This window comes from Novosphingobium sp. KN65.2 (assembly GCF_001368935.1).
Taxonomy (GTDB): Bacteria; Pseudomonadota; Alphaproteobacteria; order Sphingomonadales; family Sphingomonadaceae; genus Novosphingobium; species Novosphingobium mathurense.
Genome location: NZ_CCBH010000141.1, coordinates 1 through 25,540, shown reverse-complemented (window position 1 = coordinate 25,540; position 25,540 = coordinate 1). Strand labels below are relative to the sequence as shown.

General features: G+C 62.3%; 26 protein-coding genes. 9 read left to right on the top strand and 17 right to left on the bottom strand.

Going from position 1 to position 25,540, the window contains the following annotated elements; translation table 11 throughout:
* Positions 1–54: 54 nt before the first annotated feature.
* Together SPHV1_RS07145 and SPHV1_RS07140 are read left to right on the top strand one after the other, a co-directional pair.
* Positions 55–534: an Lrp/AsnC family transcriptional regulator gene (locus tag SPHV1_RS07145; protein WP_054945343.1), complete on the top strand. Its 480-nt coding sequence runs from the start codon at positions 55–57 to the stop codon at positions 532–534.
* A gap of 85 nt (positions 535–619) precedes the next feature.
* Entirely contained in the window at positions 620–2,326 is a 1,707-nt protein-coding gene (locus SPHV1_RS07140) for a peptidase M61 (protein ID WP_082430890.1), read from the top strand.
* A 10-nt stretch (positions 2,327–2,336) separates the two neighbouring features.
* On the opposite strand, the gene SPHV1_RS07135 is transcribed toward SPHV1_RS07140, so the two are convergent.
* The 8 genes from SPHV1_RS07135 to SPHV1_RS07100 all read right to left on the bottom strand — a co-directional run bounded on the left by SPHV1_RS07135 (position 2,337) and on the right by SPHV1_RS07100 (position 10,992).
* Entirely contained in the window at positions 2,337–3,335 is a 999-nt protein-coding gene (locus SPHV1_RS07135) for a spore coat U domain-containing protein (RefSeq protein WP_082430888.1), read from the bottom strand.
* Positions 3,326–5,671: a fimbria/pilus outer membrane usher protein gene (locus SPHV1_RS07130; protein WP_231634564.1), complete on the bottom strand. Its 2,346-nt coding sequence runs from the start codon at positions 5,669–5,671 to the stop codon at positions 3,326–3,328. The genes SPHV1_RS07135 and SPHV1_RS07130 overlap by 10 nt, the downstream gene beginning before the upstream one ends.
* Positions 5,652–6,407, bottom strand: coding sequence for a molecular chaperone (locus SPHV1_RS07125; protein ID WP_054945416.1), 756 nt, complete (start codon positions 6,405–6,407; stop codon positions 5,652–5,654). The genes SPHV1_RS07130 and SPHV1_RS07125 overlap by 20 nt, the downstream gene beginning before the upstream one ends.
* 5 nt (positions 6,408–6,412) lie before the next feature.
* Positions 6,413–6,946: a spore coat U domain-containing protein gene (locus SPHV1_RS07120; protein WP_231634563.1), complete on the bottom strand. Its 534-nt coding sequence runs from the start codon at positions 6,944–6,946 to the stop codon at positions 6,413–6,415.
* A gap of 16 nt (positions 6,947–6,962) precedes the next feature.
* Positions 6,963–7,505, bottom strand: a complete 543-nt coding sequence (locus SPHV1_RS07115; protein WP_231634562.1) for a spore coat U domain-containing protein — start codon at positions 7,503–7,505, stop codon at positions 6,963–6,965.
* Between the two features lie 286 nt (positions 7,506–7,791).
* Positions 7,792–8,451: an OmpA family protein gene (locus SPHV1_RS07110; RefSeq protein ID WP_231634561.1), complete on the bottom strand. Its 660-nt coding sequence runs from the start codon at positions 8,449–8,451 to the stop codon at positions 7,792–7,794.
* Positions 8,448–10,286, bottom strand: coding sequence for a sodium:proton antiporter (locus SPHV1_RS07105; protein ID WP_054945413.1), 1,839 nt, complete (start codon positions 10,284–10,286; stop codon positions 8,448–8,450). Before SPHV1_RS07105 ends, SPHV1_RS07110 begins: the two co-directional genes overlap by 4 nt.
* 97 nt (positions 10,287–10,383) lie before the next feature.
* Positions 10,384–10,992, bottom strand: coding sequence for a cation diffusion facilitator family transporter (locus SPHV1_RS07100; RefSeq protein ID WP_054945340.1), 609 nt, complete (start codon positions 10,990–10,992; stop codon positions 10,384–10,386).
* A gap of 384 nt (positions 10,993–11,376) precedes the next feature.
* On the opposite strand from SPHV1_RS07100, the gene SPHV1_RS07095 reads away from it, so the two are divergent.
* Together SPHV1_RS07095 and SPHV1_RS07090 are read left to right on the top strand one after the other, a co-directional pair.
* Positions 11,377–11,583, top strand: a complete 207-nt coding sequence (locus SPHV1_RS07095; protein WP_007014604.1) for a cold-shock protein — start codon at positions 11,377–11,379, stop codon at positions 11,581–11,583.
* 77 nt (positions 11,584–11,660) lie between these two features.
* The gene (locus SPHV1_RS07090) at positions 11,661–11,903 is read left to right on the top strand and encodes a hypothetical protein (protein ID WP_054945339.1); all 243 of its coding nucleotides are present in this window, start codon (positions 11,661–11,663) and stop codon (positions 11,901–11,903) included.
* Positions 11,904–11,998: 95 nt separating this feature from the next.
* On the opposite strand, the gene SPHV1_RS07085 is transcribed toward SPHV1_RS07090, so the two are convergent.
* Positions 11,999–12,151 (bottom strand): hypothetical protein, encoded by a 153-nt coding sequence (locus tag SPHV1_RS07085; RefSeq protein ID WP_156367278.1) that lies wholly within the window; start codon positions 12,149–12,151, stop codon positions 11,999–12,001.
* 47 nt (positions 12,152–12,198) lie between these two features.
* Complete coding sequence (gene infA / locus SPHV1_RS07080; RefSeq protein WP_039858122.1) at positions 12,199–12,465, bottom strand: translation initiation factor IF-1; 267 nt, start codon at positions 12,463–12,465, stop codon at positions 12,199–12,201.
* 35 nt (positions 12,466–12,500) lie between these two features.
* On the opposite strand from infA, the gene SPHV1_RS24900 reads away from it, so the two are divergent.
* The 4 genes from SPHV1_RS24900 to SPHV1_RS07065 all read left to right on the top strand — a co-directional run bounded on the left by SPHV1_RS24900 (position 12,501) and on the right by SPHV1_RS07065 (position 14,019).
* Entirely contained in the window at positions 12,501–12,725 is a 225-nt protein-coding gene (locus SPHV1_RS24900; protein ID WP_156367277.1) for a hypothetical protein, read from the top strand.
* A 35-nt stretch (positions 12,726–12,760) separates the two neighbouring features.
* Positions 12,761–12,949: a hypothetical protein gene (locus SPHV1_RS07075; protein WP_054945337.1), complete on the top strand. Its 189-nt coding sequence runs from the start codon at positions 12,761–12,763 to the stop codon at positions 12,947–12,949.
* Entirely contained in the window at positions 12,946–13,215 is a 270-nt protein-coding gene (locus SPHV1_RS07070; protein WP_139384001.1) for a hypothetical protein, read from the top strand. Before SPHV1_RS07075 ends, SPHV1_RS07070 begins: the two co-directional genes overlap by 4 nt.
* A gap of 126 nt (positions 13,216–13,341) precedes the next feature.
* A complete protein-coding gene (locus tag SPHV1_RS07065; protein ID WP_054945335.1) occupies positions 13,342–14,019 on the top strand; it encodes a CDP-alcohol phosphatidyltransferase family protein in 678 nt (225 codons plus the stop codon).
* A 10-nt stretch (positions 14,020–14,029) separates the two neighbouring features.
* Here the strand turns inward: SPHV1_RS07065 and SPHV1_RS07060 are convergent, their stop codons facing one another.
* The 7 genes from SPHV1_RS07060 to SPHV1_RS07030 form a co-directional block, all read right to left on the bottom strand.
* Entirely contained in the window at positions 14,030–14,704 is a 675-nt protein-coding gene (locus SPHV1_RS07060) for a DUF2270 domain-containing protein (protein WP_054945334.1), read from the bottom strand.
* A 99-nt stretch (positions 14,705–14,803) separates the two neighbouring features.
* Positions 14,804–16,282, bottom strand: a complete 1,479-nt coding sequence (locus SPHV1_RS07055; protein ID WP_054945333.1) for a glycerol kinase — start codon at positions 16,280–16,282, stop codon at positions 14,804–14,806.
* A 72-nt stretch (positions 16,283–16,354) separates the two neighbouring features.
* Positions 16,355–17,842 (bottom strand): glycerol-3-phosphate dehydrogenase, encoded by a 1,488-nt coding sequence (locus tag SPHV1_RS07050; RefSeq protein WP_054945332.1) that lies wholly within the window; start codon positions 17,840–17,842, stop codon positions 16,355–16,357.
* 18 nt (positions 17,843–17,860) lie between these two features.
* On the bottom strand, positions 17,861–18,949 hold the full coding sequence (locus SPHV1_RS07045) for an LLM class flavin-dependent oxidoreductase (RefSeq protein WP_054945331.1): 1,089 nt from the start codon (positions 18,947–18,949) through the stop codon (positions 17,861–17,863).
* Positions 18,950–19,076: 127 nt separating this feature from the next.
* Entirely contained in the window at positions 19,077–19,991 is a 915-nt protein-coding gene (locus SPHV1_RS07040; RefSeq protein WP_054945330.1) for an aldo/keto reductase family oxidoreductase, read from the bottom strand.
* The gene (locus SPHV1_RS07035; RefSeq protein ID WP_054945329.1) at positions 19,988–21,001 is read right to left on the bottom strand and encodes a LacI family DNA-binding transcriptional regulator; all 1,014 of its coding nucleotides are present in this window, start codon (positions 20,999–21,001) and stop codon (positions 19,988–19,990) included. Before SPHV1_RS07035 ends, SPHV1_RS07040 begins: the two co-directional genes overlap by 4 nt.
* Positions 20,998–23,007 (bottom strand): alpha-glucosidase, encoded by a 2,010-nt coding sequence (locus SPHV1_RS07030; protein WP_054945328.1) that lies wholly within the window; start codon positions 23,005–23,007, stop codon positions 20,998–21,000. Before SPHV1_RS07030 ends, SPHV1_RS07035 begins: the two co-directional genes overlap by 4 nt.
* A gap of 196 nt (positions 23,008–23,203) precedes the next feature.
* On the opposite strand from SPHV1_RS07030, the gene SPHV1_RS07025 reads away from it, so the two are divergent.
* Complete coding sequence (locus tag SPHV1_RS07025; RefSeq protein ID WP_054945327.1) at positions 23,204–25,516, top strand: TonB-dependent receptor; 2,313 nt, start codon at positions 23,204–23,206, stop codon at positions 25,514–25,516.
* Positions 25,517–25,540 lie beyond the last annotated feature (24 nt).

The following is a 25,540-nucleotide window of genomic DNA, read 5'->3' as shown; positions in this document are numbered from 1 at the left end:
CCCGCCCGATCCATGGCATGTTCAAGTCAACAAAGACCTTCAGGGAGCATAATCTTGCCTGGCGAATTGGACCGGCTCGACATCAAAATCCTCGATCGCCTGCAGATCGATGCGTCGGAATCTTCGAGCGAAATCGCCGACCGCGTCGGGCTATCGCAGTCACCCTGCTGGCGGCGCATGCAACGCCTGAAGGATGAAGGATACGTCCGGCACACCGTCGCGATTCTCGATCGCGAAAAGTTCGGCGAAAGCATGTTCATCTTCGCCCAGCTCAAGATGTCCCGGCTTTCGGACGAAGATCGCGACCGCTTCGTCCATGCCATAGAGGCAATCCCGGAAATTCTCGAAGCCTACACCCTGTTCGGCGAACTCGACGTCATGCTCAAGGTGCTCGCACCCAACATCGGCTGGTACCAGAATTTTACATTCCGCACCCTGCTGCGCCTGCCCGGCGTCGAGGACGTACGCTCAACCGCGACGCTGTCGGAACTCAAGTGCACACACCGTCTGCCCCTGCCCTCGCTACCCGCGTGATGTGCGCATAATTCATGCACAGGTCGAGAGAATCGGGGAGCAGTTTGCACAGACCGTTGGCCACCCGGCCTGATAGCCTGCCTCGATGAAATCGCTTAGCTACAGCCTCGTCGCACTCACCGCCGGTCTGCTGACCGCAACGCCCGTTTGCACGGTCCGTGCTGCGGAGGCACCGGATCTCTCGATCTGGCTTGCGCCAATCGCGGACGAGAACGGTGCCTTGACCCGGCTCGACGTTGCCATCCGGTTCGAGGATCCGCCGCAGGACGCGGCGCTGGCAAGCATGGCAGTCACCGCGAACACGGTAGAGACCTCGGCCAACGCGATCGCAGCGCTTGCCTTCAGCGACGCGCGCGGCCTTGTCCCTGTCGTAGCGCATGACAGCAAGCTGGACGCAGACAACACGCAGCGCACGTGGCTGGCGCAGCGCGCGATCTCAGGTCCTGTGACAATTGCCTATCGCGTCCTCATCGATCCCCAGCAGCCGGAACAGGCGCGACCGCAATACGAGCTGCGCGCCAGCGATGGGGGTCTGTCAGGAGGCGGTAATGCCTTCCTGGCCCTGCCGGCAGACGAGATTGCGCGAAACGTGTCCGTGCACTGGGACCTTTCGCGCGCCGGCGCCGGAGCCAAAGGTGTGTCCAGCCTCGGCCCGGGAGACAGTCGCTCCAGCAAGCCATGGAGCGTCGAGGAGATCGCATCGAGCTATTACATGGCGGGAAAGGTCGGCACGTTCTCCCGCGGCGCATTCTTCGGCACCTGGCAGGGACAATTCGGCTTCGACGGTACCGAGCTGATGGGCTGGGCTGCCCGCCTGCAGCAATTCTACGGGGACTTCTTCGATCAGCGGCCGGCCAGCTTCGGGGTCTTTGCGCGTACCAACCGACTGAACCCCGGCAGCGGCATCGGACTGACCGACAGCTTTGCCTTCACCTTCAGTGACAAGACGACGCTGGAGGATCTGGAAAGCCTGCTAGCACACGAGATGGTCCATTCATGGATCAACTCCCTAAGCAACTCGATGGATGCTCCCGGCGGACTTGCGCTCTCCTGGTTCGGTGAAGGGCTGGCCGTCCATTACCAGCGCATGTTGCCTTACCGGGCCGGACTGATCGGCAGGCAGGCCTTCCTTGACGATCTCAACGCCACGGCGGCGCGCTACTACACCAATGCCCTGATCGACACGCCCAACGACGAGATACCCGCCGGCTTTTGGAAGGACACCCGGATACGTGTGCTGCCCTATGATCGCGGTTCCCTCTATTTCGCAACGGTGGATGCCCAGATAAGGGCCGCTTCGCAGGGCAAACGCTCCTTGGACGACATCGTCCGCAAGATGCTGGCCGTGCGCCGCGCCGGTCACCCCATGGACATGGCGCTTTGGAAAGAGCTGATGGGCCAGGAACTGGGGACGCAGGGCCTGTCGCAGTTCGATGCGATGCTGGGCGGAGCTGGCGTGCTGCCACCCTCTGACGCTTTCGGCCCGTGCTTCGAACGTGTGACGAAACCCTTGCGCCGTTTCGATCTCGGGTTCGATCCGCTGATCCTGACAACTCCGGATCGCATTGTCAGCGGCCTGAAGCCGGGATCGGCGGCAGAGGCAGCCGGGCTGCGCAACGGCGACAGGATACGCAATCGCTTTCCGCAGGACGCCATGCAAGCGGATCAGAATGCGACTTTGACCCTGCAGATTGAGCGGGACGGCAGGCAATTCGAAGTGACCTACATGCCGCGCGGGGAAACGGTCGAAGCCTATCAATGGCAAGCGAAACCGGCCTGTCCTTCAGATTGACCCGAACAGGCTAGAACTGCACATCGATGGTCAAGGTGTCCGTGTAGGTCCCGGGAGGCGGGGTCGACTGGCCGCTCAGGATTTCCGCTCGGTAGGTATAGGTCTGATCCGTGGTTCCGGTATAAGTCCCGGCATTGGTCGTCGCCTCCGCACTGCTGCGACGTTCCGTGCCCAGGTGTCCCCAGCGGCCGGTTGAACCTTGCGGGTAGTAGATCTCGTAGGCGATGTAGTTACCGGCATTTCCAAGGCGCCGGCTGCCAGAGTAGTTCTGCCCGTCATCGATGCCCACGGTATAGGACGCATCCTTGCTGCAGCGGATGGTGATGGTCTGGGCGACCGGATCGAAACTGCCGACAAAGGCCGCGCTTCCGAAATCGGCAGTGGGCGCGGACAGGGTGCAGTCTGCACTGACCGTCATGCCCACGATGACCGTGCTCGAAGTCGCTCCATCGTCGTAAATGCATAGCGTGGCTGCGCCGGCCGAACACAGGTGCCACGTCCAGTCGATGGAGATCGTGCCGGTATAGGTCCCTGCGGCCACCTGGGTTCCGGGCTGCGTGCGAATATGGATCGGCAGGGTACCGCCGGTCGCGTTGAACAGGCCGAGGATGCCGAGGAACGTCGTACTGCTCCATGTAATCGAGCCGCCCACCGCATAAGTCGCACTGCAAGAGGAGTCCTTGCAGATATCGTAGCGAATGTAATCCCCGGTCGCGGCATCGTGAAGTCGCGGCTGCGTGCCCTGACTGTTGGTCGCGCTGGCGATCGTCGCCGTGATCGTATTGGTAGAGGCGATCGAAAGGAGGCTTCCGGTGCACGAGAACCCGGTCGCTCCGCCTGCCGTCTGTGCGCTGGCCGCGACAGTAAAGGAACTCGCGCTACCGAGGTTGACCGAACCCGACGCTGCCGAGCAGGCAGCGCGCGCCGGGTTCGGAACGACAAACCAGAACAGGAAGGCAAACAGCGCAAGGCCGATCCGCCTTGAAGGGCGCAAGGCGTCTATCGACATGGCAATGGTCCCACGCGGTCCACCCCGGGGTCCTTGGCAAGGTATTCGAACGCCACCTGACAGCGTGTGCCGTCCGCCTTCATGACAGAGAGCCGATTGTCGTCTTGCAGATTCTCAAGGTAGGCCCGGCCATCGAAACCGACCCAGGTCTCCTCTCCACTTGCCGAGGTGACCTTCGATCCTGCCGGAAGCGGTGCGCCGTCCTCCCCGACCAGCAGAACATGGGCAGCCCTGCTCCTTGAAACCGGGAAATGCAGGAGACGGCCGCTGCCGTTCTTCACGGCGGAACGCTGTCGCGTGAACGGCACCTGCACATCGGCTGGCAGGTCGCGCGCATCGATGGCAAAGCTGGCGGCATAGTATGACGGAACGCGCGCAATGAGCAGGTGCCCCTTGGCGTCGGTCGTGCCGACCTTCTGGTTTTCGTAATGAACGGGCACGCCCGCCACCCCGTCGGTGGAAACGAGGGCAAAGGCGTCATTGATGCGATTGGCCGCGAAGATGCCGCCATCCATCATCACCAGAGAACCGGAAAGCTCGCCCCAACCGGTCGTCTGCGTCCCCGTACCGAATGCCCCAGCCTGCACTTGCAGGGCACTGTTGCGCCACGTGAGGTCCCCGCGATAGCGATCGCGCTCGCCGCTCGCATGGGAGGCGCCGGCCGACCACCCCAGCCCCCCTTCGCTCGGCACCGCCCTGCCGTAGTCAAGCACGGCGCGCGCATTGCCGCGCGGCGTCCTCTCGATCCCGGCGACTGCGCTTCCTTGTCGCCCAAGCGGAACCACCCATTGCGCCATGGCGCTGGTCGTCCCACGCTCGATGTCACGCACTGCAGACAGATGCAGGCTGCTGCGGCCCCAGAGAGACTTGTAATAGGACAGGTTCGCGAGCCGGAAGCGCTGATCCCCCTGACGCGTTTCGACATAGCTCGCAGCCAGGTTGCCCAGTTCCCTGCCCAGTATGACGTTCGCCTGCGCCTGCCACTGGCGGGAAGGCAAACGATAGTCCCTGGCTGCAACACTCGAGAGGTCGGTATAATCCGGGCTCCGCCGCACGGCTCTGGCCATCAGGTTAAAGCCGCGCCCGGTGTATTGGTAGCCCAGTGCCACTTGGCTGCCGTCACGCCCGTACTGGCGACTGGCACTGGCCGAGGCATCGACAACGCCCAGATTGCCAAGTTTCAGTACGCCGCCGAAGCCAAGCAGACGGTGATCGCCGGCAGCCTCTAGCGATGCCTCGATAGTCATGAACCGGGTAAGGCCGAACCGCCCGGATGCTGAAGCGGCCCATTCGCCGTAGCCTGTACGGCTCGTTCCGAAGTCCCGGCGCAGCCTGCCCAGAGAGAACGCATAATCGGCCAGTCCCGGCCGCAACAAGGTGGTCGCGACATAGAAGGATGCGGACGTCTGCACCTGCCTGCCTTGCGCATCGGTAGTGACGACGGTCGCTTCACCTGCGCCGTTCACGTACGGCAGTTCGTCGACCACGAATGGCCCCGGCTCCACCGTCGTCGCTGCCGCGCGGTAGCCGTTGACGAAAAGCTCCAGCGCGCTCGGTACCGCCGCCGTACCGGCGAAACCGGGAAGCGGGTATGTGACGACGTCTGGCCTGACGCTGAAATCGCGCGAAACCTGCGCGCCCGCCATCCTGACCGGGTTCGTCCAAGGTAGCGTGCGGGTAACCAGATCCCCCGCTTCATATGTCCGGATCGCCCCGTCATCGACGTATGTCCAGCGCGTCTCATATCGCAGGTAGCGCTTTGCCCCACCGGACGTATCGAACCAAATACTCCCGGTATTGCTGAGAATGCCCAGCCCCCCGAACAGGCGCTGTTCGCTCCACAGCGAGCCATGGGTGTCCTGCCCCGAATGCGCGACGTAGAGATCGTAATTGATCAGAACGCCGAAATCGCTCTTCGGAAGGATACGACTGCGCTTGGCGGCAATGGCCAGACGGCTGCCCTCAAGCCACTGCGGCGGCACCGTCAGCAGGAGCTTCTGGTCCGCTTCGGTATACTTGGCAGTCATTCCCGCCTGAGCCGAAAGATCGACCGTGGAATCGATCGACCAATCGCGGTCAATGCCCGCCTCGCGCAAATCCCGCGCGGCCACAGAAAGATGTCCATCCTGCAAGGTGACGGGGATCAGACGGTTCGCTGTCCGGCCATTCACCACCAGTTCGAGCCGCAGCTGCAGGGCCGGCGAAACATCTGCACCGCGTGTCATCTGCGCGGGCGCATCATCGGCATGGGCCGACGTCGGAGTGAACGCGGAGAAACCCGCGACCAGCGCCAGCAGGAACTTCGGCGCCCGCCATCTAAATCGGCTTGCAGGCACCAAGCGCCACCTGCTTCGCATCGCCGTTGACCTTGGCACGCAATGCACCGGTCGTAGCCGGCTTGCCCGGAACGGCCCACTCCATGGTGCTGCCTGCCAGTACATAGCCAAGAAGCCCCGGCGCGATCGGCACGGTTTCCTGACCCGCATCGAGTACGGCGTCAGCCAGTCTGGCGTGCATCGACCCGGAGTTGGCCAGCTGCACCGTCCGCCCCTGATCGATCAGACGACAGCTCACCTGCGGCATGGCGGGTTCCCGCTTGTCCTTGCCCTTCTCCGGGGCCAAGAAAAGCGGGATAGAATAGCGCATGCGAAAGCGCAGCGCGGTTGCGGTCTGCATTTCCTCGGGCCGGTCGGCGACGGCAGGGATTTCATCGACGATGACCCGGTAAGCTCTCTCCCTGTCCCGTGGCAGCGGCTCACCAGCCACTAGGCGGACGAGCTGGCGCACGCCCGGACCGACCTTGACCATCGGCGGGCTGGCCAGGACTTCATCCTGATCGGAATGGACGTCGCTTCCCGCTTCCTGCGTCCAGCGCATGACACGGATCTGCAGGACGACATCGGCCGCCCCACGATTCTCCAGCCAGAGTTCGGTACCACCGCGTCCCTCACCAATGACCGGATCGATCGGCCAGATCATGACGGTCGCGGCCGGGGCCCGCAGCGGCAGAACCGCAAGGGCTGACGCAACGAGGAATGCCGCAAAGCCTTTTGGTGATTTTGCCTCTCCCATGGCCATCACCAGCTCAGCGTCAGGACGACAGTGTCGGAGTAGGTGTCCGGCGGTTTGTCGCCGCTCAACACCACCCTTCCGTAGATGGGCAAAGCGATTGCTTCCGGATCGGCGAATGTGATCGCATAAGCCTGATCGATCTGCATCTCGTTCGAGAAGGCAGGGTCCCGGTAAAGCCGGTAGGGTAGCAGATCGCTGCTCCCGGCTGCCTGCATGTTGCGCGTGGCAGACCCATGCTGGCCTGCCCCCAACGCCATCGACAGCGCAATACCGGGCGTGCAGCTCAACGTCAGCCCGGCATCAGCGGCAATGGCTGCAGATGCGGTATCGGTGGAGAGCGACGAATGGGTTCCGAAATCGAGCTGGCCGTATCGCCCGAGCACTTCGCCGTTCGATGCAAGGGCACCGTTGATCTCGCAGCCCGAGACGACCGTGGCCGAAACCTGGAAAGTGGTGGTGGTGTCCGCCATGGCCGGAGTGGATAGAACGGCCGCCAGTCCGGCCCCCATTCGTGATGCGCGGTGCCATCGATATCCCATGCTCCGCTCTCCCGCTTCAGAAGGTCAGCGTCACCGAAATCGTATCGGTGTAGGTGCCCGGCGAGAGCCCGGTGACACCCACCGCGCGGCCATAGATCGGCACCGTCTGTGCGGTACCGTCGCCGGTGACGGACAGCGTCGATCCATTGTTGAGGACGGTACTGAACCCGGCATCGGAATAGATGTCGTAAGGTATGTAGACCGAGCCATTGGCCAGGGCCCTGCCGCCGCCGGCTACCGCAGCGTCGTTCGCGCCGCTGTCGATGGTTATCGTGGCATCGGAGCCGGGAGAGCATTGCACCGAAATGTTTCCGGATCCATTGCCGTCGACCTGGGCGTCGGTTGATGTAAAAAAGGTACTGACCGACCCGAAATCGAGCGATCCGAAATCGACATTGCTTGTCGCCGTATCGCCATTGACTGCACAAGCCGCCACAAGGGTTATCGTGGCGTCGATCGTTCCGGTAACCGTTTGGGCATAAGCCAGCTGAAAGGGGGACAGAGCGGCGAGCAGCAGCACGGGGACCGCGCCATATCTGGACTTGAACCTACGTATCATAAGCAGACACCTCGAGTTCTTGTCCTACGAGTGTCTTCTTTAGGTAAATAAACTTTGGTAAATTCGCGGATTACAATTCTGTAATAGGATCGATATAACTGATTACATTACTTATTTATGGAAATTTAGAAGGAAAAAACAGTCAAGAATCGAACTCTGTGAAATTGCGGTTGGTCTCAACGTTAACTAGTGCTCTCAACCAGGTACGTCGGGAAGCACGCAGATGCAGATCCCGCAATCAAGCACGATGAAGCAATGACTGGATCATGGCGCCAAGCCGGACAAGCTATTCGGGCGACAGTTTGGGGCCCATGGTCGCAGGATCGCCGGTGCCTTCCTCGACATCCTTGACGGGAGGCTCGACGCGGATCTCCACCCTCCGGTTGCGCGCACGCCCCTTTGGATCATCCGATCCGTCAAGCTTGCGATTGGGCGCAATCGGTCGGCTTTCCCCAAGAGGGATGACCGTCAGGCGTCCGCCATCCACACCCTTCCTCTCCAGATGATCGCGCACGGCCTCCGCCCGCTTCTTCGAAGCTGCGAGGTTGGCCTCGTCGCTGCCACGGGAATCGGTATGTCCCCAGATCGTGACGGCGCCGCCTGCCTTGAAAGTCGGATTGTCGATAAGCTCGTCGATGGCGGCCAGCCCCGTTTCGTCCGGCTCTTTCCCTTGATCGGGAAAGCGTACTGTAACCGTCACGGGCTGCAGCGAAGGCGCGGTATCCGGCAAGGGGCCAACGTCGGGGCGAAGGATCGATTTCTTCGGCGCGACGTCCACGACAGGGGAGCTGTCCTGCACCGCAATGCCGGGCGCCTCGATGGCCGCAGAACCTGTCTCTTCGGGCAAGCCAGGCTGGTCGGAACCGCTACAAGCCGAAAGCGGCAGGACCAGAGCCGCAGTAAAAAACCGAGCCGGTCTGCCGACCCTGACACGCGGGAGCATCATGCGCTTGCCTCTTCTGTCTGTGTTGTCTGACCGGAAGGCGATGCTTCCGGATGGCGCGAAGGGGCGTAGGACACGATAACGTCACCCGGCTCGGCCGCCGGACGTGAAGCATGGGTGAAAAAGCGGATCTTCCCATCCTTGCGGTATAGGAACAGCATATCCCCTCCTTCTGGCAACACCGCGCGGGCGTCCGAGAAATCGAACCGATCGCTGATCTTGGTCTTGCGGAAAGTCCATCCCGCCTGCTCACGCGCGATGATGTCCTCTACACCGAGCCCTGACGCGAACATCGCGCGGCCCTGCAGGGCTTCAGGAAGGCTGCGGTGATCCTCGTCGTCGCCCATCCCGCCCAGCTGATAGACGGAATCCCGCCCGAAATCGGGTGCGAACTCGTTGCAGACCAGCGCGTTGTAGGCCTCGTTCTGCGAGATCGCGACCAGAACCTGGAACTGCGTGAGATCGAGCCGTTCCTCGGTGGACTCCGCAAGTATCTCACCGTGATAGGTGGGAATGCCTGCCTGCCGGGTGGCAGAAAGGCGCTGCCAGCTCGTGTCGCAAATCGTGACCGGCAATTCGAGCGAGCGCACCTGCTCGGCCAGAGCCAGGCTCCACGGGGTACTGCCGACGATCAGCAATCCCTTGCGCTGCACGCCCGTCACCTTCAGCCAGCGCGCGACATGCCGGACGCTGAACCCGTGGGCAACGATGGTCGCGACGACCACGGCGAAAGACAATGCCACCAGAATGCTGCCATCGGCATAGCCCAGTTTGCCAAGGCGCAGGGCGAAAAGGCCGGCGATCGCCACGGCGACGACACCGCGCGGAGCGATCCATGCCAGCAGCAGGCGCTCGTTCCAGGGCAACCGGCTGAAGGCCAGGCTGAGCAGCACCGTCACCGGCCGCACGATGAAAAGCAGGGCAATGAGGAAGGCGATGAAGCGCCACTCGAACGGGCGCAGCACTTCCAGATCCAGCGATGCCGAAAGCAGCACGAAAACGCCGGAAATCAGCAGGACCGTGACGTTCTCCTTGAAAGGATGAATGTCCCGCAGGCTGTCGAGCCGCATGTTCGCGATCGCAACGCCCATGACCGTTACCGCTAGCAGGCCGGTCTCCTGCTGGATGGCGTTCGACAGCACGAAAGTGCTGATCACGGCCACCAGCAGCACCGGAGCCTTGAGGTATTCCGGCACTTGGCCGCGCGGGAAGGACCAGGCGATCAGACGCGCCACCGCATAGCCGATCAATCCGGCCACAACAGCGGCAGCCAACAGCGAGACGACGACGGCGATCAGCGTCCCCCCGGCTTCTGCCCGCCGCAGGTACTCGTAAGTGATGACTGCGCAGAGCGCCCCGATCGGATCGTTGACGATCGCTTCCCACTTGAGGATGGCCCGCGGGCGCGGTGCGACATTGCTCTGTCGCAGCAGCGGCAGGACGACCGTGGGCCCCGTCACGACGAGAATGCCGGCAAAAAGGATGGCCACGGGCCAGACCAGTCCGGCAAGGTAGTAGCAGGCAATGGCGCCGAGACCCCAGCCGACCGGCACGCCGATCAGGACTAAACGCGTCACCGCGCCCTCGGTCTTGCGCAATTCCCGAAAATTGAGGTTGAGACCGCCCTCGAACAGGATCAGCGCAACCGCGACGGAGATCATCGGCTCCAGCAGTTCCCCGAAGGTCTGCTCCGGCAAGATGAGGCCGGTGACCGGACCTGCGATGACACCAGCGAAAAGCATCAGCGCAATTGCCGGCCACCCCGTGCGCCACGCGATCCACTGCGCCCCGATCCCGAGAACGCCGATCAGTGCAAAAACAAGGGCCTGGTGCTCCATAAGGAGGGCATACTCCACGTTGTCCGCATTGTTAAATGCCCGGGCCGCGGGATCGTTCATCCGAAATCGAGCAGGTCTCGACTTCGGCGCACGCAGGTCAGGTGGTGGAGGCTCTTTCCGCCCGCGCATCCTTCAGGATCGCTAGCGCTTCGCGAATGACGTAAAGACCGATTCCCGCGCCAACGACGAGATCGAAGTAGCGTATGCCCGTCACCACGACGGCCAGCCCCGAAAGGATCACGGCCACGTTGGCCACGACGTCCGCCCTCGTAAAGATCCAGGCGGCACGCAGATGCACCTCGCTATTGCGCTGATGGGCGAGGAGGCGCAGGACGATCACGTTCACGGCAAGTGCGGGAAGGGAAACGGCCATCATCCACAGGCCTTCGGGCGCTTCGCCCACCTGGAAGCGGCGCACGACTTCCCAGAGCAGGCCGACGCCGAGAGACAGCAGCAGGACACCGCTCAGCGTCGCCGCATTGATCTTGAAACGCGGGCTACGTCCAATTGCCGCAAGCGCAATCGCATAGACAGTTGCGTCGGAAAGCATGTCGAGACCGTCGGCCAGAACGGCTGTCGAACCTATCAGCAGGCCGGTGGTCACTTCAGCCACGAACATCGCGGCATTCAGGGCAAGGGCCAGCCACAGCACGCGTTGCTGGGCCCGTGTTTCAACCGCAGTAGGTTCGCATCCGCATCCTGCCATGCCCCATGTCTAGCGCGGCGGTCGAGCCAAGGCAAAGCCCCACGCCACTGGAAGGCATGGAAACAATACTTCATTTTAATATTATTATCATCCAAATCATCGTGAAATATAAATTACCGATGCGAAATTGTTGCGATTTCAAACCAACGTTGTGAAGATTTAATCCGATAATTTTCGTGCGAGAATTTTATGGTATTGTTGAGCGTTCCATGCTACAAAACCGCACGTCGAATTTGCGACGGGTTTCGACAATTCTGGTTTTTGAGCCGGCACCTGCCTTGGCAATTTTCCCATCTGAGACGATTTCCCTTTCTCTGACGATTTGACGTGATCCGGTTGCACGCGTTGTGCGCCGGGAACATCGTTTCTTGAAAGGAAACACCAATGCCCATCGGGACCGTAAAATTCTTCAACACTGACAAGGGCTTCGGCTTCATTTCCCCCGACAATGGCGGCGATGACAGCTTCGTCCACGTGTCTGCGGTTCAGGCAGCAGGTATGCACACGCTCGAAAAGAACCAGCGCATTTCCTACGAAGTTGAAGTCGGCCGCAACGGCAAGGCTTCGGCAACGAACCTTCGCGAGGCCTGATCGCGCGAAGTGCAGGGCTGTCCCCGGACAGCCCTGACATTCTCATACTTTGTGAAATCTGGCGGAGAGACCCTCATATGAGCCTGACCCGCACCTTCTGCGACGAAAGAGTCCGCGCTGCGACAATCGCCGCCGACCAATCCAGCCTCGACAACGTTCGCGAACGCGAGTTGCGCTCGGCTGCCGCCTGGCAGGCGATGTCCGACAGGATCCGCAAGCTTGAGGCCACACGGTCCGCCAGGGAACGTGCCCAACTTGAAGCCAGGGAAACCGCGCAATCCGAAGAGGATTCGCAGGAAGCCCGGATCGCCGAAAACTGACAACGCAGGAGACAGGCGCTTTGCCTCTCCTGCGATGCAGCTAATTGAATTTCATGGAAATCCCAGGCCGGGCAGCGCCCGACCTGTAAAGCGTGTCAGTCCACCATGGCCGCGACGAGGAGCTTCAGCTCCTGCGCGGAAAGTGAGCTGCGCGTCTTCTCAAGCGTATGCTTGATGGAAAAGGGCAGCTTTTCGCTGCCGTTCTTCTTGTGGGGACGCCCAAATGCGTCCGAAATGGTATTGATCATCAATTCCTCTGACAGCGGCCGCAGCCGCATCCCTTATTGTTATCTGGTTACCTCTTGAAATTGCCACGTCCCTTGCCCGGCCCCGGTTGTCCGGGAGAACGCTCACGGAACACGATACGTCCCTTGCTGAGATCGTAAGGCGTCATTTCAACGTGAACGCGGTCTCCGGCCACCGTGCGGATCCTGAACTTGCGCATCTTGCCCGCCGTGTAGGCGATGATCCGATGCTCATTGTCCAGAAGTACGGCGAAACGTCCATCGGGAAGTACTTCCTCGACCGAACCTTCCATTGTCAGTAATTCTTCTTTGGCCACTTCAATAAATCCTGAAAAAGCGTTGCCCAGCCCCGATGCTTGAATGCAATCCGGGAAATGATTGCCAGGAAGCTGAAAAGGAAATCGAGATTGCAGCCGAAGCTGGAAATTATCTCGCCATGGAGCGACGTAGCGAAAGCCATATAGAGCTTTCTTTCTCAAATTTCAAGACAACGAAATTTTATGCTCCACTAGCCATCGCAGCGCTTTTAGATTACAGTAGATTTATCGCCGGCCCCGTTATGCAAATCGGTGACTGAGAGACCATCGCGCTCCCGCATGAAGGAGAGCAGTCTTGGACCTCAATCAGCTTCTGTATCATCACCAAATTGCACTCATGCGCAAAGTGGATGACGAAGCGCCCCAGCATTGCGGATCGCGTTTCGACCTCGTCTCTCACTACGAAAGGCGCATCAGCAAACTGCGGCAAGAAATGGGGACCACGCAGTATCCTTACTGGCCCGACGGTCAGGCGCAGCTGTGACCTCCAACCGCGTTGTCCGCGACCCTCCATCGCGCTGCGGCAGGCAATGGACCAACCCGCCCAGATCTTCGGTGCAATGGAAACGTCGCAGCGAAGTCTATGGCCTGGCCTTCCACCTTCTGGGAGGCGCAAGACCTGCCTCACATTTCCTGGGTGCGCACGATGCCGCGTTCCCGGGCACACTGCTTTCGGTCGCCATGGGCTCAGCCCACGGCCAACTGATGGTCAGCAAGCTTGTCCGCCGCCTCGCCAGCCAGTCCTTCTGAGCCGGTTGAGAAGCCCGAATTTCCTGTCCAGATGCCAGCGCCTGCATTGCGCAGTGGAGAGAAACCGCTAGGCTGCAGCGCAAACGACGTAGAATGAGGCCGCGAGCCTCCCAGAAAGTTACCTGAATGAGTTCAAATCCCGAGACCCATGCCGGCCCGATGGTGCGCATCCAGCAAAACCTGCTGGCGCGCTCGGAGCGGCGCATCCTGCAATGGCTTTGCGCGCGCATGCCGAGCTGGATCACGCCCGATATTCTAACAGCGCTGGGCATTGTCGGCGCAGTCATGACCTTCGCCGGCTACGCCGCCAGCAACTGGGCATGGCAGTGGCTGTGGCTTTCGATTGCCGGCTACGTGGTGCAATGGTTCGGGGATTCGATGGACGGCAGCCTTGCCCGCTTCCGCAAGATCGAAAGACCGGCATACGGCTATTTCATCGATCACAGCTGCGACGGGCTGACCACCGTGCTGATCGTCTGGGGTCTTGGGGCCAGTCCCTACATCGCCATGGACATCGCGACCGTGGCGCTGGTGGGTTATCTCCTGCTCTCGATCCACGCCTATCTGGCAGCGCGGGTGATTGGCGAGTTCAAGCTGTCCTACCTCTCTGCCGGGCCGACCGAACTGCGCTTCATGCTGATCGGCCTCACGCTCATGATGATGGTGCTGGGCAGCGGCAAGGGCGTGTTCGGCACCACATCGGGCTTCGATGTCTTTGTTGGCGCCGTCGGAACGATCCTGATGATCCTTTTCATCATCCAGACGCTGGTAACAGGCCGTCGCCTTGCGGTAGAAGCCCGCTAGACGATCCGGCTCACCCCATCCCGACGTGGTCTTCGCGGTGCGCCGCGCGCCGCTTGTCGTCGCGCCAGCTCCAGACCGCAATGCAACCCCAGGCGAGACAGTAGAGCGCGCCCAGCCCCAGCACGAGTTCACCAGGAACGGGTCCGATGGCTGACCGCTGCGCGAGTTGGGACACATGCTCGATCGGAGTCGGATGGACGACGATCTTGCTGACAAAGGCCGTCGTCTGGATGAGCAGGATCCAGAAGTAGTTGCGCCTTATCCGCCTGCCGATCGCGACCTGCAGCGGGATATGATAGCGCGGGCGCAGGTAGTCACGGGCAAGCGTCTGCTGCCAGTCCCCCTCGTGCCGCGCATCATCGCCGTTGAGAAAACTGGCGAAGAAGTGCGTCTCCATCCAGCGGCAACGGGCCCGCCAGACATTGAAGTAACGATAACGGCGCGCTTCGAGCAGCAAGAAGAACAGGATCAGGATGCCTGCCAACAATAGCGGCAGAGGCGAAGCGTCGGGCGAGGCGAAAGTGATGGAAAGTGCAATCCCCAAGGTCACCACCGACCAATTCGTGGTGGTATCCAGCCGGGTTCGCCAGACTGCCGACCGGTACACCTCTCCGCGATAGAGGTGCGCGATCGCGCCGATCTTTGCAGCACCCAGGTCAGGCGCTTCTTCGGCCTGCAGGGTCATGTCGTCTCTCCTGCATTTCCGGCGACTTTTGTCGCTGGGAAGAAACTCGACCCTTGCCGCGGCGATGTCAATTCTACCGCCGGAGTGCGCCCCGACCGATCACACGCCCTTGCCCAGTTCGGAGGAAAGCACGTCGTGCCACAGGCCAAGGCGCGTCCGGCGCATCTCGGACTTCATGGCCGGCCTGAAGACCGTCACTTCGGGACGCATCCTCGCGGCCTCTTCCAGCCCGCCGTAGATACCGCAGCCCACGCTCGCCAACATGGCCGCTCCCAACGCGGTCGTTTCCACATCGAGCGGCCTTTCAACCTGAAGATCAAGGATGTCGGCAAGATCCTGCGCGATCCAGTCGTTAGCGCTCATGCCCCCGTCGAGACGCAGGTTCAGCCATGCGGCACCATCACCATCGAAAGCCACTTTCAGGTCATGCATCTGGTGCGCCATGGCCTCCAGCGCAGCACGCACGATATGCGCCCGCCCCGTACCATGAGTCAGTCCCGCAATGACCCCGCGCGCTTCGGCGCGCCAGTGCGGGGCGCCAAGACCCGACAGGGCGGGCAGAATGCACACGCCCCCGCTGTCCGCGATCGAGCGGGCGAGACTTTCCGTTTCGCAGGCAGTTCCGACCATGCACAGCTCATCGCGCAGCCACTTGACCAGACTGCCTGCAACGAAGACCGACCCTTCCAGTGCAAAGCTGCGCTGCCCGCCGATCTGGGCGAGCACAGTGCTCACCAGTCTGTGGCTCGAGAGCCTTGGCGTCGTGCCGGTATTGGCAAGGACGAAGGCGCCTGTTCCCAGCGTGGCCTTCACATCGCCGGGGGAGAGGCAGTTCTGCCCGATCGTCGCCGCCTGCTGGTCTCCGGCGAGCCCGCAGATGGCAATCGATCCCCCGAACAGCTCGGGGCTCGTCCTCTCGAATTCTCCGGCATTGTCGACGATTTCGGGCAAGCTGGCGCGCGATATACCATGAAGCGCCAGCAGTTCGTCATCCCAGCCCACGCCTTCCAATGGCATGAGCATGGTCCGGCTGGCATTGCTGGCATCGGTGATATGCAGACCCCGGGTAAGCTTCCACACCAACCAGCTCTCGACGGTCCCGAAGGCCAGCCTGTCCCCGAGTTCGCGAGCCGCTGGCACGTGTTCGAGGATCCAGCTCATCTTGGTCGCGGAAAAATACGGATCGAGCATGAGCCCGGTCCGTGCGCCGATCATCTTCTCGTGGCCAGCCTCGCGCAGTTCCTGGCAGCGGTCCGCGGTGCGACGGTCCTGCCAAACGATCGCTCGCGTGACCGGATTGCCGCTCTGGCGATCCCAGGCAACGACAGTTTCACGCTGGTTGGTGATGCCGATGGCAGCAATCCGGTCCGCGCCCCCTGCCCGCGCGACCATTTCCTGGGCGCACGCGAGTGTCTTCTCCCAGATCTCGTTCGCATCGTGCTCGACGTAGCCGGGCGCGGGATAGTGCTGTGTCAGTTCAGACTGGGACACGCCCAGTATCTTGCCGTCGGCAGAGTACAATATGGCTCTGGTCGAGGTCGTTCCTTCATCGAGGACCAGAATGGGGCGCTCTTGCACCGTGTCTCTCCCTTAAATTCAATCCGTCGCAGCCCGTGTCCCAATGCCTGCATGGGCGAGCGCAAGCCAAACTCAAGCAGGCGTCAGTTCCGCAAGATATTGCTGTAATTTCTCGGTCTGCTCCGAGGTCAAACGCAGGCCCAGCTTGGTGCGGCGCCAGAGCAGGTCATCCGCGCTGCGACACCATTCGAACTGTACTAGGTATCGAACCTCGCATTCGGTCAGCCCGTGTCCGAAGTGCATGCCACAGTCGGCGAGCGTCCTCGCATTGCCGAAGATGTCGGAGATCAGCGTCCCGTAATTGCGCAGGAGACGATGCAGCCAGGCAGGCTCGAGAAACGGATAGCGGGCCGCGTAGTCTTCGAACATTCCGGGCAATTCATCGGCAGAGAAGTTCCCGCCGGGTAGCGGCGCCTTGTCGGTCCAGTGCCTGTCCGCCAATTGCGGCATTCGCCCGCCCAGCAGGTCGACGGCTTCCTGCGCCAGATGCCGGTAGGTCGTGATCTTGCCGCCCATTACCGAGAGCAGCGGCGCCCCCTCGGCCCTGTCGGTCAGTTCCAGGGTATAGCCGCGTGTCGCTGCTTCGGGCTTGCCCGAACCGTCGTCGATGAGCGGCCGCACGCCCGAATAGGTCCACACGACATCGCCGGGTGTCACCGGTTCGCGGAAGTAGTGGCTCGCCCCCTCGCACAAGTAGGCGATCTCCTCCTCGCTGGCCCGAACGTCCTCGAGACTTCCGTGATGGTCACGGTCGGTCGTGCCGATCAGCGTGAAGTCCTGCTCGTAGGGGATGGCGAAGAATATCCGCCCGTCCGGAAGCTGGAAGAAATAAGCGAATTCGTGCTCGAACTTGCGCGGAACGACGATGTGCGACCCACGCACGAGCCGCATGCGCCGTTCGGACTGTTCACCGGCCTGGCCCAGGAGGTCAAGAACTGCGGGACCGGCCGCATTGACGACCGCTCGTGCCCGGAAAGTCTTGCCGTCTGCTTCGATGCGCCAGCCTTCCCCTTCACGGCACAGCACCTCGACCCGGGCGCGCGTATGGACCTCCGCGCCATGGTCTGCCGCATCTCGCGCATTGAGGACCACCAGCCGGGCATCGTCCACCCAGCAATCGGAATAAACGTAAGCGTGGTTGAATTCGTCCTTGAGCGGCTTGCCGCCCGGATGCCTCGACAGATCGACCGAGCGCGTTGCCGGCAGACGCTTGCGTCCGCCGAGATGGTCATAGACGAACAGTCCGAGGCGCAGCAGCCAGCGGGGCCGCAGTCCCTTCACGTGCGGCAGGATGAAGCGCAGCGGCCAGATGATGTGCGGCGCTATCGCCCAGAGTCGCTCGCGCTCGCTGAGCGATTCCCGGACAAGGCCGAACTCGTAATGCTCAAGATAGCGCAGACCGCCGTGGATGAGCTTGGTCGATGCCGATGACGTCCCGCTTGCCAGGTCGCGCGCTTCCAGCAGCAGGACCCGTGCGCCGCGGCCGGCGGCATCGCGCGCGATACCGCAGCCGTTCACTCCGCCGCCGATAACGGCAATGTCGAAGAGCTCTTCGCTCACCTCGTTGGCTTCCCTCTGTCAGGCTTCGAGCGGGCCGTGCTGGATATGCGGCAGGACATGACGTGCGAACAGGTCCGCCTCCTGCGCATGGGGATAGCCGGAGAGGATGAACGCCTCGATCCCTTCGTCCTGATAGGCGCGAAGCTTGGCAAGGACCTGATCGGGCGTACCGACGATCGCTGCGCCGCAACCCGAACGGGCACGGCCGATGCCGGTCCACAGGTTGTCTTCGACGAAGCCGTCTCCGCCTGCAGCGCTGCGCAGTTCCGCCTGACGCTGGACACCGTAGTTCTTGGCATCGAGCGACTTCTCGCGAATGGCCTTGCCCGCTTCGTCATCCAGCTTGGACAGCAGGCGATCGGCATAGTGGCGGGCCTCATCTTCGGTTTCGCGGACGATGACGTGCACACGATATCCGAACTTGAGACTGCGGCCAAACCGCGCGGCACGCGCCTTCATGTCGGCGATGGTTTCGCGCACCTTGTCCATCGTATCCGGCCACATCAGGTAGACGTCGCAGCCTTCGGCGGCGCATTCACGCGCGTCCTCGCTCAGGCCGCCGAAGTAGAACGCCGGGCACTTGCCCGAGAGGGTACCGATGCGCGGCGGATCCAGCTTGAGCTTGTAGAACTCGCCCTCGTGGTCGAGGTGCTGGCCATTAAGGAGCGTGCGCACGATCTTCATCACTTCGGTCGCGCGGGCATAGCGCGGCGCGCTTTCCAGCTTCTCGCCAGGCATGTCCGAGGAAATGATGTTGACGTTGAGGCGACCGCCGGTGCCCGAAGCATTGGGGCCGAGGATGCGATCGAGCGTCGCGATGCGGCGCGCAAGCTGGGGTGGCCAGTCCTCGCCGATGCGGGTGGCCCAGAGCAGCTTCATGCGCCGCACCTGCGTTGCCACCGCTGCGGCGAAGGCCGTAGTGTCGAGACCCAGCTGATAGCCAGAGGGAAGCAGGATATTGTCGAAGCCGCCTTCCTCGGCGCGCATGACGATATTGCGGCAATGCTCCCAGCTCGACTGGAGATGGGGATCAGGAACCCCGAGAAATTCGTAATCGTCGTCGCACAAAGCGGAGAACCACGCGATTTCACATTTCCGGTCTGACATTTCGATCTCCTCTCACTTCTTTCGGACGCGCGCGTTCACCGGGACACCCGGGCAGGGCGCACGTTTTTCTGTCCAGCACTACTTGCCGTTACACTCGTTCAGACCCGCTGCAGCGGGAGCCTTCGGCTCAGGGCAAAGGCACGCCCCGGGCCGCAACCAAAACGCCGTACCACTCCTGTCTGGTCCAGCGGACCTTCAGTGCCGCCGTTCCTTCGACGATCCGCTCAACCTGCTGCGATCCTATGATCGGCACGATGCCTGCCGGGTGCGCCATGAGCCAGCTGTAGGCCGCCACCGTCGTTGACACGCCGTGGGCATCGGCCACCGTGCCAAGCGCCGCGACGACCGCCTTGTCACGCTCGCTCTGCGGATTGGCGAGGCGCCCGCCGCCCAGCGGCGACCAGGCCAGCGGCAGCAGGCCCATCATCATCGCCTGATCGAGTTCACCGTTCTCGAAACAGTTGATGCGCAGAGGGCTGATCTCCGGCTGGGTCGAAACCAGCTTGGTGCCAAGAAACGAATCCAGCGCGGCAATCTGGTGGATCGTGAAATTCGAAACGCCCAGCGTGCGGATCTTGCCTGCCGCAACGGCATCCTCAAGCGCCCGTGCCACTTCCTGCGGATGGGTCAGGATGTCGGGACGATGGACCTGCCAGAGGTCGACCTGTTCGACCTTCAGGCGGCGCAGCGATGCATCGATGGCATCGTTGAGATAGGCAGTGCTCTGATCGTAAGGCAGCGGCGGGAAGATGCCGCCCTTGGTCGCCAGCACCATGCGCGAGCGCAGCGACGGGTCCTGGGCCAGCACTTCGCCCAGTAGCGCCTCGGCATCACCGAAACCGGCCGCGCCGTCGAAGCCGTAGATGTCGGCCGTATCAAGCAGGGTTATCCCCGCATCGAGAGCCGCGTTCACGAGGCGGGCCGCTTCCGCGACGGAGCGCCCGCCCTCGGCAAGGCGCCACATGCCCCAGGCGATCGAGGACACTTCGATGCCGCTGGCGCCGAGAGGACGGACAGCAGGGACGGCAGGCAATTGGCTCATATGGTCTTCCTGAGAGGCGGCGCGACGGATGCGCGCTCGATAAGGGAATGGGGCAAGCGGCGATGGGTAATCTCGTTACCGGCGATGAGAATCTCGGTCGCGGTCTGGGCCAGCTCCGCCATGGGCTGGTGAATGGTGGTGAGCGGTGGCCATACCGTTCGCGCCAGGGTCGTATCGTCGAACCCGGTGACCGACAGCTCAGTCGGAATCTCGATCCCGCGGCTGTGCGCTTCGGCAAGGACGCCGGCGGCCATGTCGTCGTTCGATGCGAAGATGGCCGTCGGCACTTCGGGCAGGTCGAGCAGATACTGCGCTGCCCGCACGCCGCTCTCGAAATCGAACTCGCCTTCGAAGACGAGCGAGGGTTCAAACTGGATACCGACACGGTCCAGTGCCCGGCGATATCCGAAGAGGCGGTCTTCGGAGGCCATGTGGCTCTGGTGCCCCTTGATGAAGCCGATGCGACGATGGCCCTGATTGATCAGGTAGGTCGTCATGTCGTCGGCAGCCTGCGTGTCATCCATGAACACCGAGCTGGTGAGCGCGTGGTTGGTGCCCGGAGAGATCCGCACGAAAGGCAGGTCAAGCGCCTCGAGCGCGCGCAGGACCGGCTCGCAGTCGGTCACCGGCGAGGACAGGATAATCCCGTCGACATGCGTTTCGGTCACAAGACCGCGCACCTGCTCGCCGACGGTCGGATCGGTCACGTCGACCGGCTGGGCAAGCAGTCGGATGTTGTGCTGCTTGCACTGTTCCCAGCATCCGGTCTGAATTTGGAACATGTAGAAAGGGCTGTGATTGTCGTAGATCAGGGCGATCTGGTTGGACTTCGAGCCGGACAGGATGCGGGCGGCGACGCTCGGGCGGAAGTCGAGCTTCTGCATGGCTTCCTCGACCCGCGCACGCGTATCCGCGCTCACATAAGGATGCCCGTTCAGGACGCGGCTGACCGTCTTGACGGCGACCCCGGCCATCGCGGCAACGTCCCTGATATTCGCCCGCTCACTCATCCCCTCAACACCTCTTTCAATCCGGCGAACAGCTGCGCGAAGGCACTGTCCGGCCGATAGAACACAGGCGGCTGCCCGACGGGAGCGGAAACCTCGACAACACCCGGCGCGAAATCCTCACCCGTCCAGCAATGTCTCCAGACACCGCTTCCCGGCAGGATCACCCGGCGCGCCTCGGCCCCTTCCTCGATCACGGGAGCCACGACCATGTCGGCACCGTAGAGGAACTGATCCTGCACCGTAAACAATTCAGGATCATCGGGATAATGAAGGAACAGGGGCCGCTGTGCGGGCAAGCCGTCCCCTTGCGCCTCGTGACACAAATGGCGGACATAGGGAGCAAGGTGCGCATGCACCCTGCTCCAGCGCGCGAAGCAGTTCAGCAATTCGGGCGTGGAATCGAACTGGAGGTTGTCGTCGGGACGGTTTCCCTCGTGGCTGCGCATGACCGGCGCGAAGGCCGAAAGCTCGCACCAGCGCTGCATCAGTTCGACGTTGCGGACATTGCCGTGGAGCGATGTGTAGCCCCCGCAGTCGGAATGGCTGTAGGCATTGCCGACCAGCCCCGATGAAAGCGCGGCGGTCACAACCGTCCCGATGCCGTCATGCCGCGTGAAATCGACGCACTGGTCGCCGGCCCACAACAGGGGGCAATAGGCCTGCACGCCGGAATAGCCGGCCCGCATGAAGAACAGTGCATCGCCTGTCTTGCCACGCGAAGCCAGAGCCTGGGCATTCACCTGAGCCCACAGGACCGGCCAGCGGTTATGGGCTTCCATGGCATCGGATCCGTCGGCGAGCCGCACATCGGTCGGCAGGTATTCACCGAAGTCCGCCATCCAGCCGGAAATACCGATATCCAGCATCTCGCGTCCCAGAATGCGTTCGGCGAACCAGTCGCGCGTCGATTCACGGGTGAAATCCAGCACGCCGCAGTCGAACTCGCCGAAGTCGACCAGGTAGACCTCGTCGCTGTCCTGCCGCAGACAGAAGTGCCCGCCCTGCCGGGCCTCTTCGTAAAGAGTACCGTCGACGGCGAGATAGGGGTTGGCATAAGCAAGGAAGCGAATGCCGCGCTCGGCAAGCCCCGCGATCGATGCCCTGAGATCAGGATATCGCGCCTCGCTGCGCTCCGACCCGACCCAGTCCCAGAACAGGCGACGGCCAAAGCTCGTCTCGCGGATCCCGGCCCAGTCCTCGCACCACAGCCCGGAGACAGCCGCACCCGCCTCGACAAACCGCTCCAGACGGTCGAAGCTGCTTGCCCCGGACTTGAGCCCCACGATGGCCCCGCCAATCGCCCAGTCGGGCAAGGGCGGCTGACGACCGAACCTTTCCGAAAGCATCGAGACCAGTTCCAGCGGCCCGCTGGCGCCGAACAGTTCGAAGCGCGCGCTTCCGCTCCACACCTCCACGCAGTGCGCGGTGGGATCGCGGAAATCGAGGACATTGTAGCAGGCGGCATCGAGATGAACGGCCAGCCAGCGCGAAGTCAGGAACGTCGGCTGGGGATAATTGGTATTCCAGTAGTCCCCGCCAGCCATGCCCTGCTCGTCCATGATGCGGGTCAGTTCTGTGGACTTGTCTCGTCCCACACCCGGTTCGCTGGTCCACATCGGGAAGCTGCAACCGTTGAGCGCGAGATAGCTCATCTGCTCGCCGCCGCCCCAGACCGCCTCCCCGGGCTGCGCATGGAACCTGATGGTCATGCGGTCGCAACCCGGCACGAGCGCCTCGACCTGCAAGGCCGCGCCGTCGATGCGCAGAGATGCGCAAGGCACGCCACCCTCAAGGAATTCAACACCCCCATCGACCCTGCGCCATTGTGCAGGAGTTACACGACCCGATGGCTCGTCCGAAATCGAGAAATTGCCTCGGTACATTTCGACACTGGGCTTCCCGCGCGAAATGTCCAGCGCTGGACATGCGAGTCTATGACGCAGAACCACCCGCCCCCGATACTCGAGGTCGAAACCGTCTTCAGCGTTCAGAACACGCACTTCCAATGCATTTCCTCTCTAATTGCGCCCTGCCCGACGCGGCACTTCCTGTGCTTCTGCGTTTGCGTATGACACCGCTTGACATACCGGGGACACACTGGCAATGCAAGGGCCAATGAAGGCCCGCTTCCGGAAGGCTCCGCAACGGCGGCATGGAAGCGAATGAAAACCAAGTCGAGCCCGTATTGGGAGGGGAGTAACTATGTACGTTTCCAGGCATAAGTTCGTGTGGGCGCTCGCCGCTTCCACAAGTGCGATGGCGATGCTTTGCCCCAGCCTTGCCTCTGCGCAGGAAGTCGAGGAAATCATCGTCACGGCGCAGAAGGTGAAGGAAAACGCGCAGAGCGTTCCGATCGCCATTTCCGCTGTCTCGGGCGACCGGCTCGAACAGACCGGCGCGACCAGCCTCGAGAACATCACGCGGATCGTTCCCTCGGTCACCTTCCGCAAGGGCACGACAAGCGCCAACAGCGCAATCGTCATGCGCGGTGTGGGCACCATTACCTTCTCGATCGCCGCCGAGCCCAGCGTCTCGACTGTCGTCGACGGCGTTGTCCTCAGCCGTTCGGGCCAGGCCTTCATGGATCTCGTCGATGCCGACCGCCTCGAGGTCCTGCGCGGCCCGCAGGGCACGCTATTCGGCAAGAACGCATCGGCCGGTCTCGTCAACATCGTCTCCAAGGGCGGTACCGACACACTGAAGGCCGAAGCCAAGGCGGAGTGGTACGAAGGCGACGAATACCGCCTGCGCTCGTCCATATCCGGCCCGCTCGGGCGCGATTGGAGCGCCCGTGTCACAGGCTTCTACGGCACCTATGACGGTAACATCACCAATATCAACGGCGGCAAGAACAAGAAGGTGAACGGTTACGAGCACTGGGGTGCTCGCGGCATCGTCGACTATTCCGGTTCAATCGCCCGCCTGCGCTTCATCGCCGACTACTTCCATGCAGACGATGATTGCTGCGCCGATGTCACCGGCGCAAGCCGCGGCACCGTGCTCGATGCCGAACTCGGCCTTCCCGGTGGCGTCGCGCTGGGCGAGGACCAGCGCTACGTGAACCACAACCTTGTCACCCGCACGCGCGACAAGCAGTACAGCTTCACCGCATCGGGCGACATCGACCTGTCCGACACGCACACGCTGAGCTTCGTCTCCGGTTACCGCAACTGGTGGAACGAGGAAATCCGCGAGGGCGACTTCCTGCCCCGCGCCCTCGTCGGCACGGCCCAGCTTCACGACAACGGCGTGGTCAAGACGCAGCAGATGTCCTTCGAAGCCCGCATCGCCTCGGATCAGTCGCGCCCGTTCTACTATCAGGTCGGCGGCTTCCTCTGGCATTCGGACAACAAGCAGGACTTCACGCGCCGCGACATCACCTGCGCCAGCTCGACCCTGCCGGTCGACCCCATCACCGGCGGACAGCCCTGCAACCTGGATGACACGGTCAATACGCTCTTCCCGACCGCCAGCTCGGCAAGCGACGTCAACTCGTCTAACTATGCCGTATTCGGCCAGGCGACCTATCGCCTGAGCGACATGTTCGCGATTACCGGCGGCCTGCGCTACACCTGGGACGAACTCAGCTTCACCCATATTCGCGCGCCCGGCGTGAACGCGACGACCGGCCTTCCGGCAACCGGACCCGGCGTTTCCGGCAACCCGGCAGGCGGCACGATTGCAGGCGGCGGTAACGGCACCAACGTTTCGAGCGGATCGAGCTCCAACAGCAACCTTTCGGGCAAGGCCGTCGTACAGTTCACCCCGAGCCGCGACATCATGCTCTACGGCAGCTATACGCGCGGCTACAAGGGCCCGGCCTTCAACGTCTTCTTCAACCACACGGCGCCGACCAACGCGGTGCCCATCGACGAAGAAACTTCCGACGCCTTCGAGGTCGGCCTCAAGTCGCAGTTCCTGAACAACAAGGTCCAGCTTAACCTTGCTGGCTTCACGGTCCAGTACGACGGTTTCCAGGCCAACAACTTCGTGCTCCTCAATGGCGCAGTGGTCACCAACCTGACCAATGCCGGTACGGTCAAGAGCCAGGGCTTCGAGGCAGACTTCACGGCAGTTCCGGTCACCGGCCTGACCCTGCGCGCCAGCGCGGCCTATGCCGATGCCAAGGTCAAGCGTTTCAATCCGAACCCGCTGACCAATGCACCGGACGCCCGCGACGGCACCCGCCTGCCGCTGGCACCGAAGTTCACCTATACGCTGGGTGCGGACTACGAGCGGCCCGTCGGCAACATGGTCGTTTACCTCAACACCGACTATCGCCACGTCTCCAAGCAGTATTCGGACCTCGGCGAATCCGGGCCGATCGACGCCTACGGACAGTGGAACGCCTCGCTCGGCCTGTCCGATGCCGACGACAAGTACCGCCTGACGTTCTACGTCCGCAACATCACCGATGAAAGCTACGTCCTGCTGAACGTTTCCGATGGACAACGCCTGCAGATCCCGCGCGATGCCGACCGCTACTTCGGCGCCAGCCTGCGCGCGCGCCTGTAACCCAACCTGCCGGTTCTCCCCCGG

What these genes read in the sequence shown, in the direction of transcription:
- SPHV1_RS07085 (WP_156367278.1), bottom strand. Translation starts at nt 12,151, where the DNA reads ATGATCAATACCATTTCGGACGCATTTGGGCGTCCCCACAAGAAGAAC.
- SPHV1_RS07100 (WP_054945340.1), bottom strand. Translation starts at nt 10,992, where the DNA reads ATGGCAGGATGCGGATGCGAACCTACTGCGGTTGAAACACGGGCCCAG.
- SPHV1_RS07035 (WP_054945329.1), bottom strand. Translation starts at nt 21,001, where the DNA reads ATGAGTGAGCGGGCGAATATCAGGGACGTTGCCGCGATGGCCGGGGTC.
- SPHV1_RS07110 (WP_231634561.1), bottom strand. Translation starts at nt 8,451, where the DNA reads ATGATGCTCCCGCGTGTCAGGGTCGGCAGACCGGCTCGGTTTTTTACT.
- SPHV1_RS07060 (WP_054945334.1), bottom strand. Translation starts at nt 14,704, where the DNA reads ATGACCCTGCAGGCCGAAGAAGCGCCTGACCTGGGTGCTGCAAAGATC.
- SPHV1_RS07095 (WP_007014604.1), top strand. Translation starts at nt 11,377, where the DNA reads ATGCCCATCGGGACCGTAAAATTCTTCAACACTGACAAGGGCTTCGGC.
- SPHV1_RS07105 (WP_054945413.1), bottom strand. Translation starts at nt 10,286, where the DNA reads ATGGAGCACCAGGCCCTTGTTTTTGCACTGATCGGCGTTCTCGGGATC.
- SPHV1_RS07040 (WP_054945330.1), bottom strand. Translation starts at nt 19,991, where the DNA reads ATGAGCCAATTGCCTGCCGTCCCTGCTGTCCGTCCTCTCGGCGCCAGC.
- SPHV1_RS07120 (WP_231634563.1), bottom strand. Translation starts at nt 6,946, where the DNA reads ATGGGATATCGATGGCACCGCGCATCACGAATGGGGGCCGGACTGGCG.
- SPHV1_RS07115 (WP_231634562.1), bottom strand. Translation starts at nt 7,505, where the DNA reads ATGATACGTAGGTTCAAGTCCAGATATGGCGCGGTCCCCGTGCTGCTG.
- SPHV1_RS24900 (WP_156367277.1), top strand. Translation starts at nt 12,501, where the DNA reads ATGCTTGAATGCAATCCGGGAAATGATTGCCAGGAAGCTGAAAAGGAA.
- SPHV1_RS07090 (WP_054945339.1), top strand. Translation starts at nt 11,661, where the DNA reads ATGAGCCTGACCCGCACCTTCTGCGACGAAAGAGTCCGCGCTGCGACA.
- SPHV1_RS07125 (WP_054945416.1), bottom strand. Translation starts at nt 6,407, where the DNA reads ATGGGAGAGGCAAAATCACCAAAAGGCTTTGCGGCATTCCTCGTTGCG.
- SPHV1_RS07140 (WP_082430890.1), top strand. Translation starts at nt 620, where the DNA reads ATGAAATCGCTTAGCTACAGCCTCGTCGCACTCACCGCCGGTCTGCTG.
- SPHV1_RS07135 (WP_082430888.1), bottom strand. Translation starts at nt 3,335, where the DNA reads ATGTCGATAGACGCCTTGCGCCCTTCAAGGCGGATCGGCCTTGCGCTG.
- SPHV1_RS07065 (WP_054945335.1), top strand. Translation starts at nt 13,342, where the DNA reads ATGAGTTCAAATCCCGAGACCCATGCCGGCCCGATGGTGCGCATCCAG.
- SPHV1_RS07045 (WP_054945331.1), bottom strand. Translation starts at nt 18,949, where the DNA reads ATGTCAGACCGGAAATGTGAAATCGCGTGGTTCTCCGCTTTGTGCGAC.
- SPHV1_RS07025 (WP_054945327.1), top strand. Translation starts at nt 23,204, where the DNA reads ATGTACGTTTCCAGGCATAAGTTCGTGTGGGCGCTCGCCGCTTCCACA.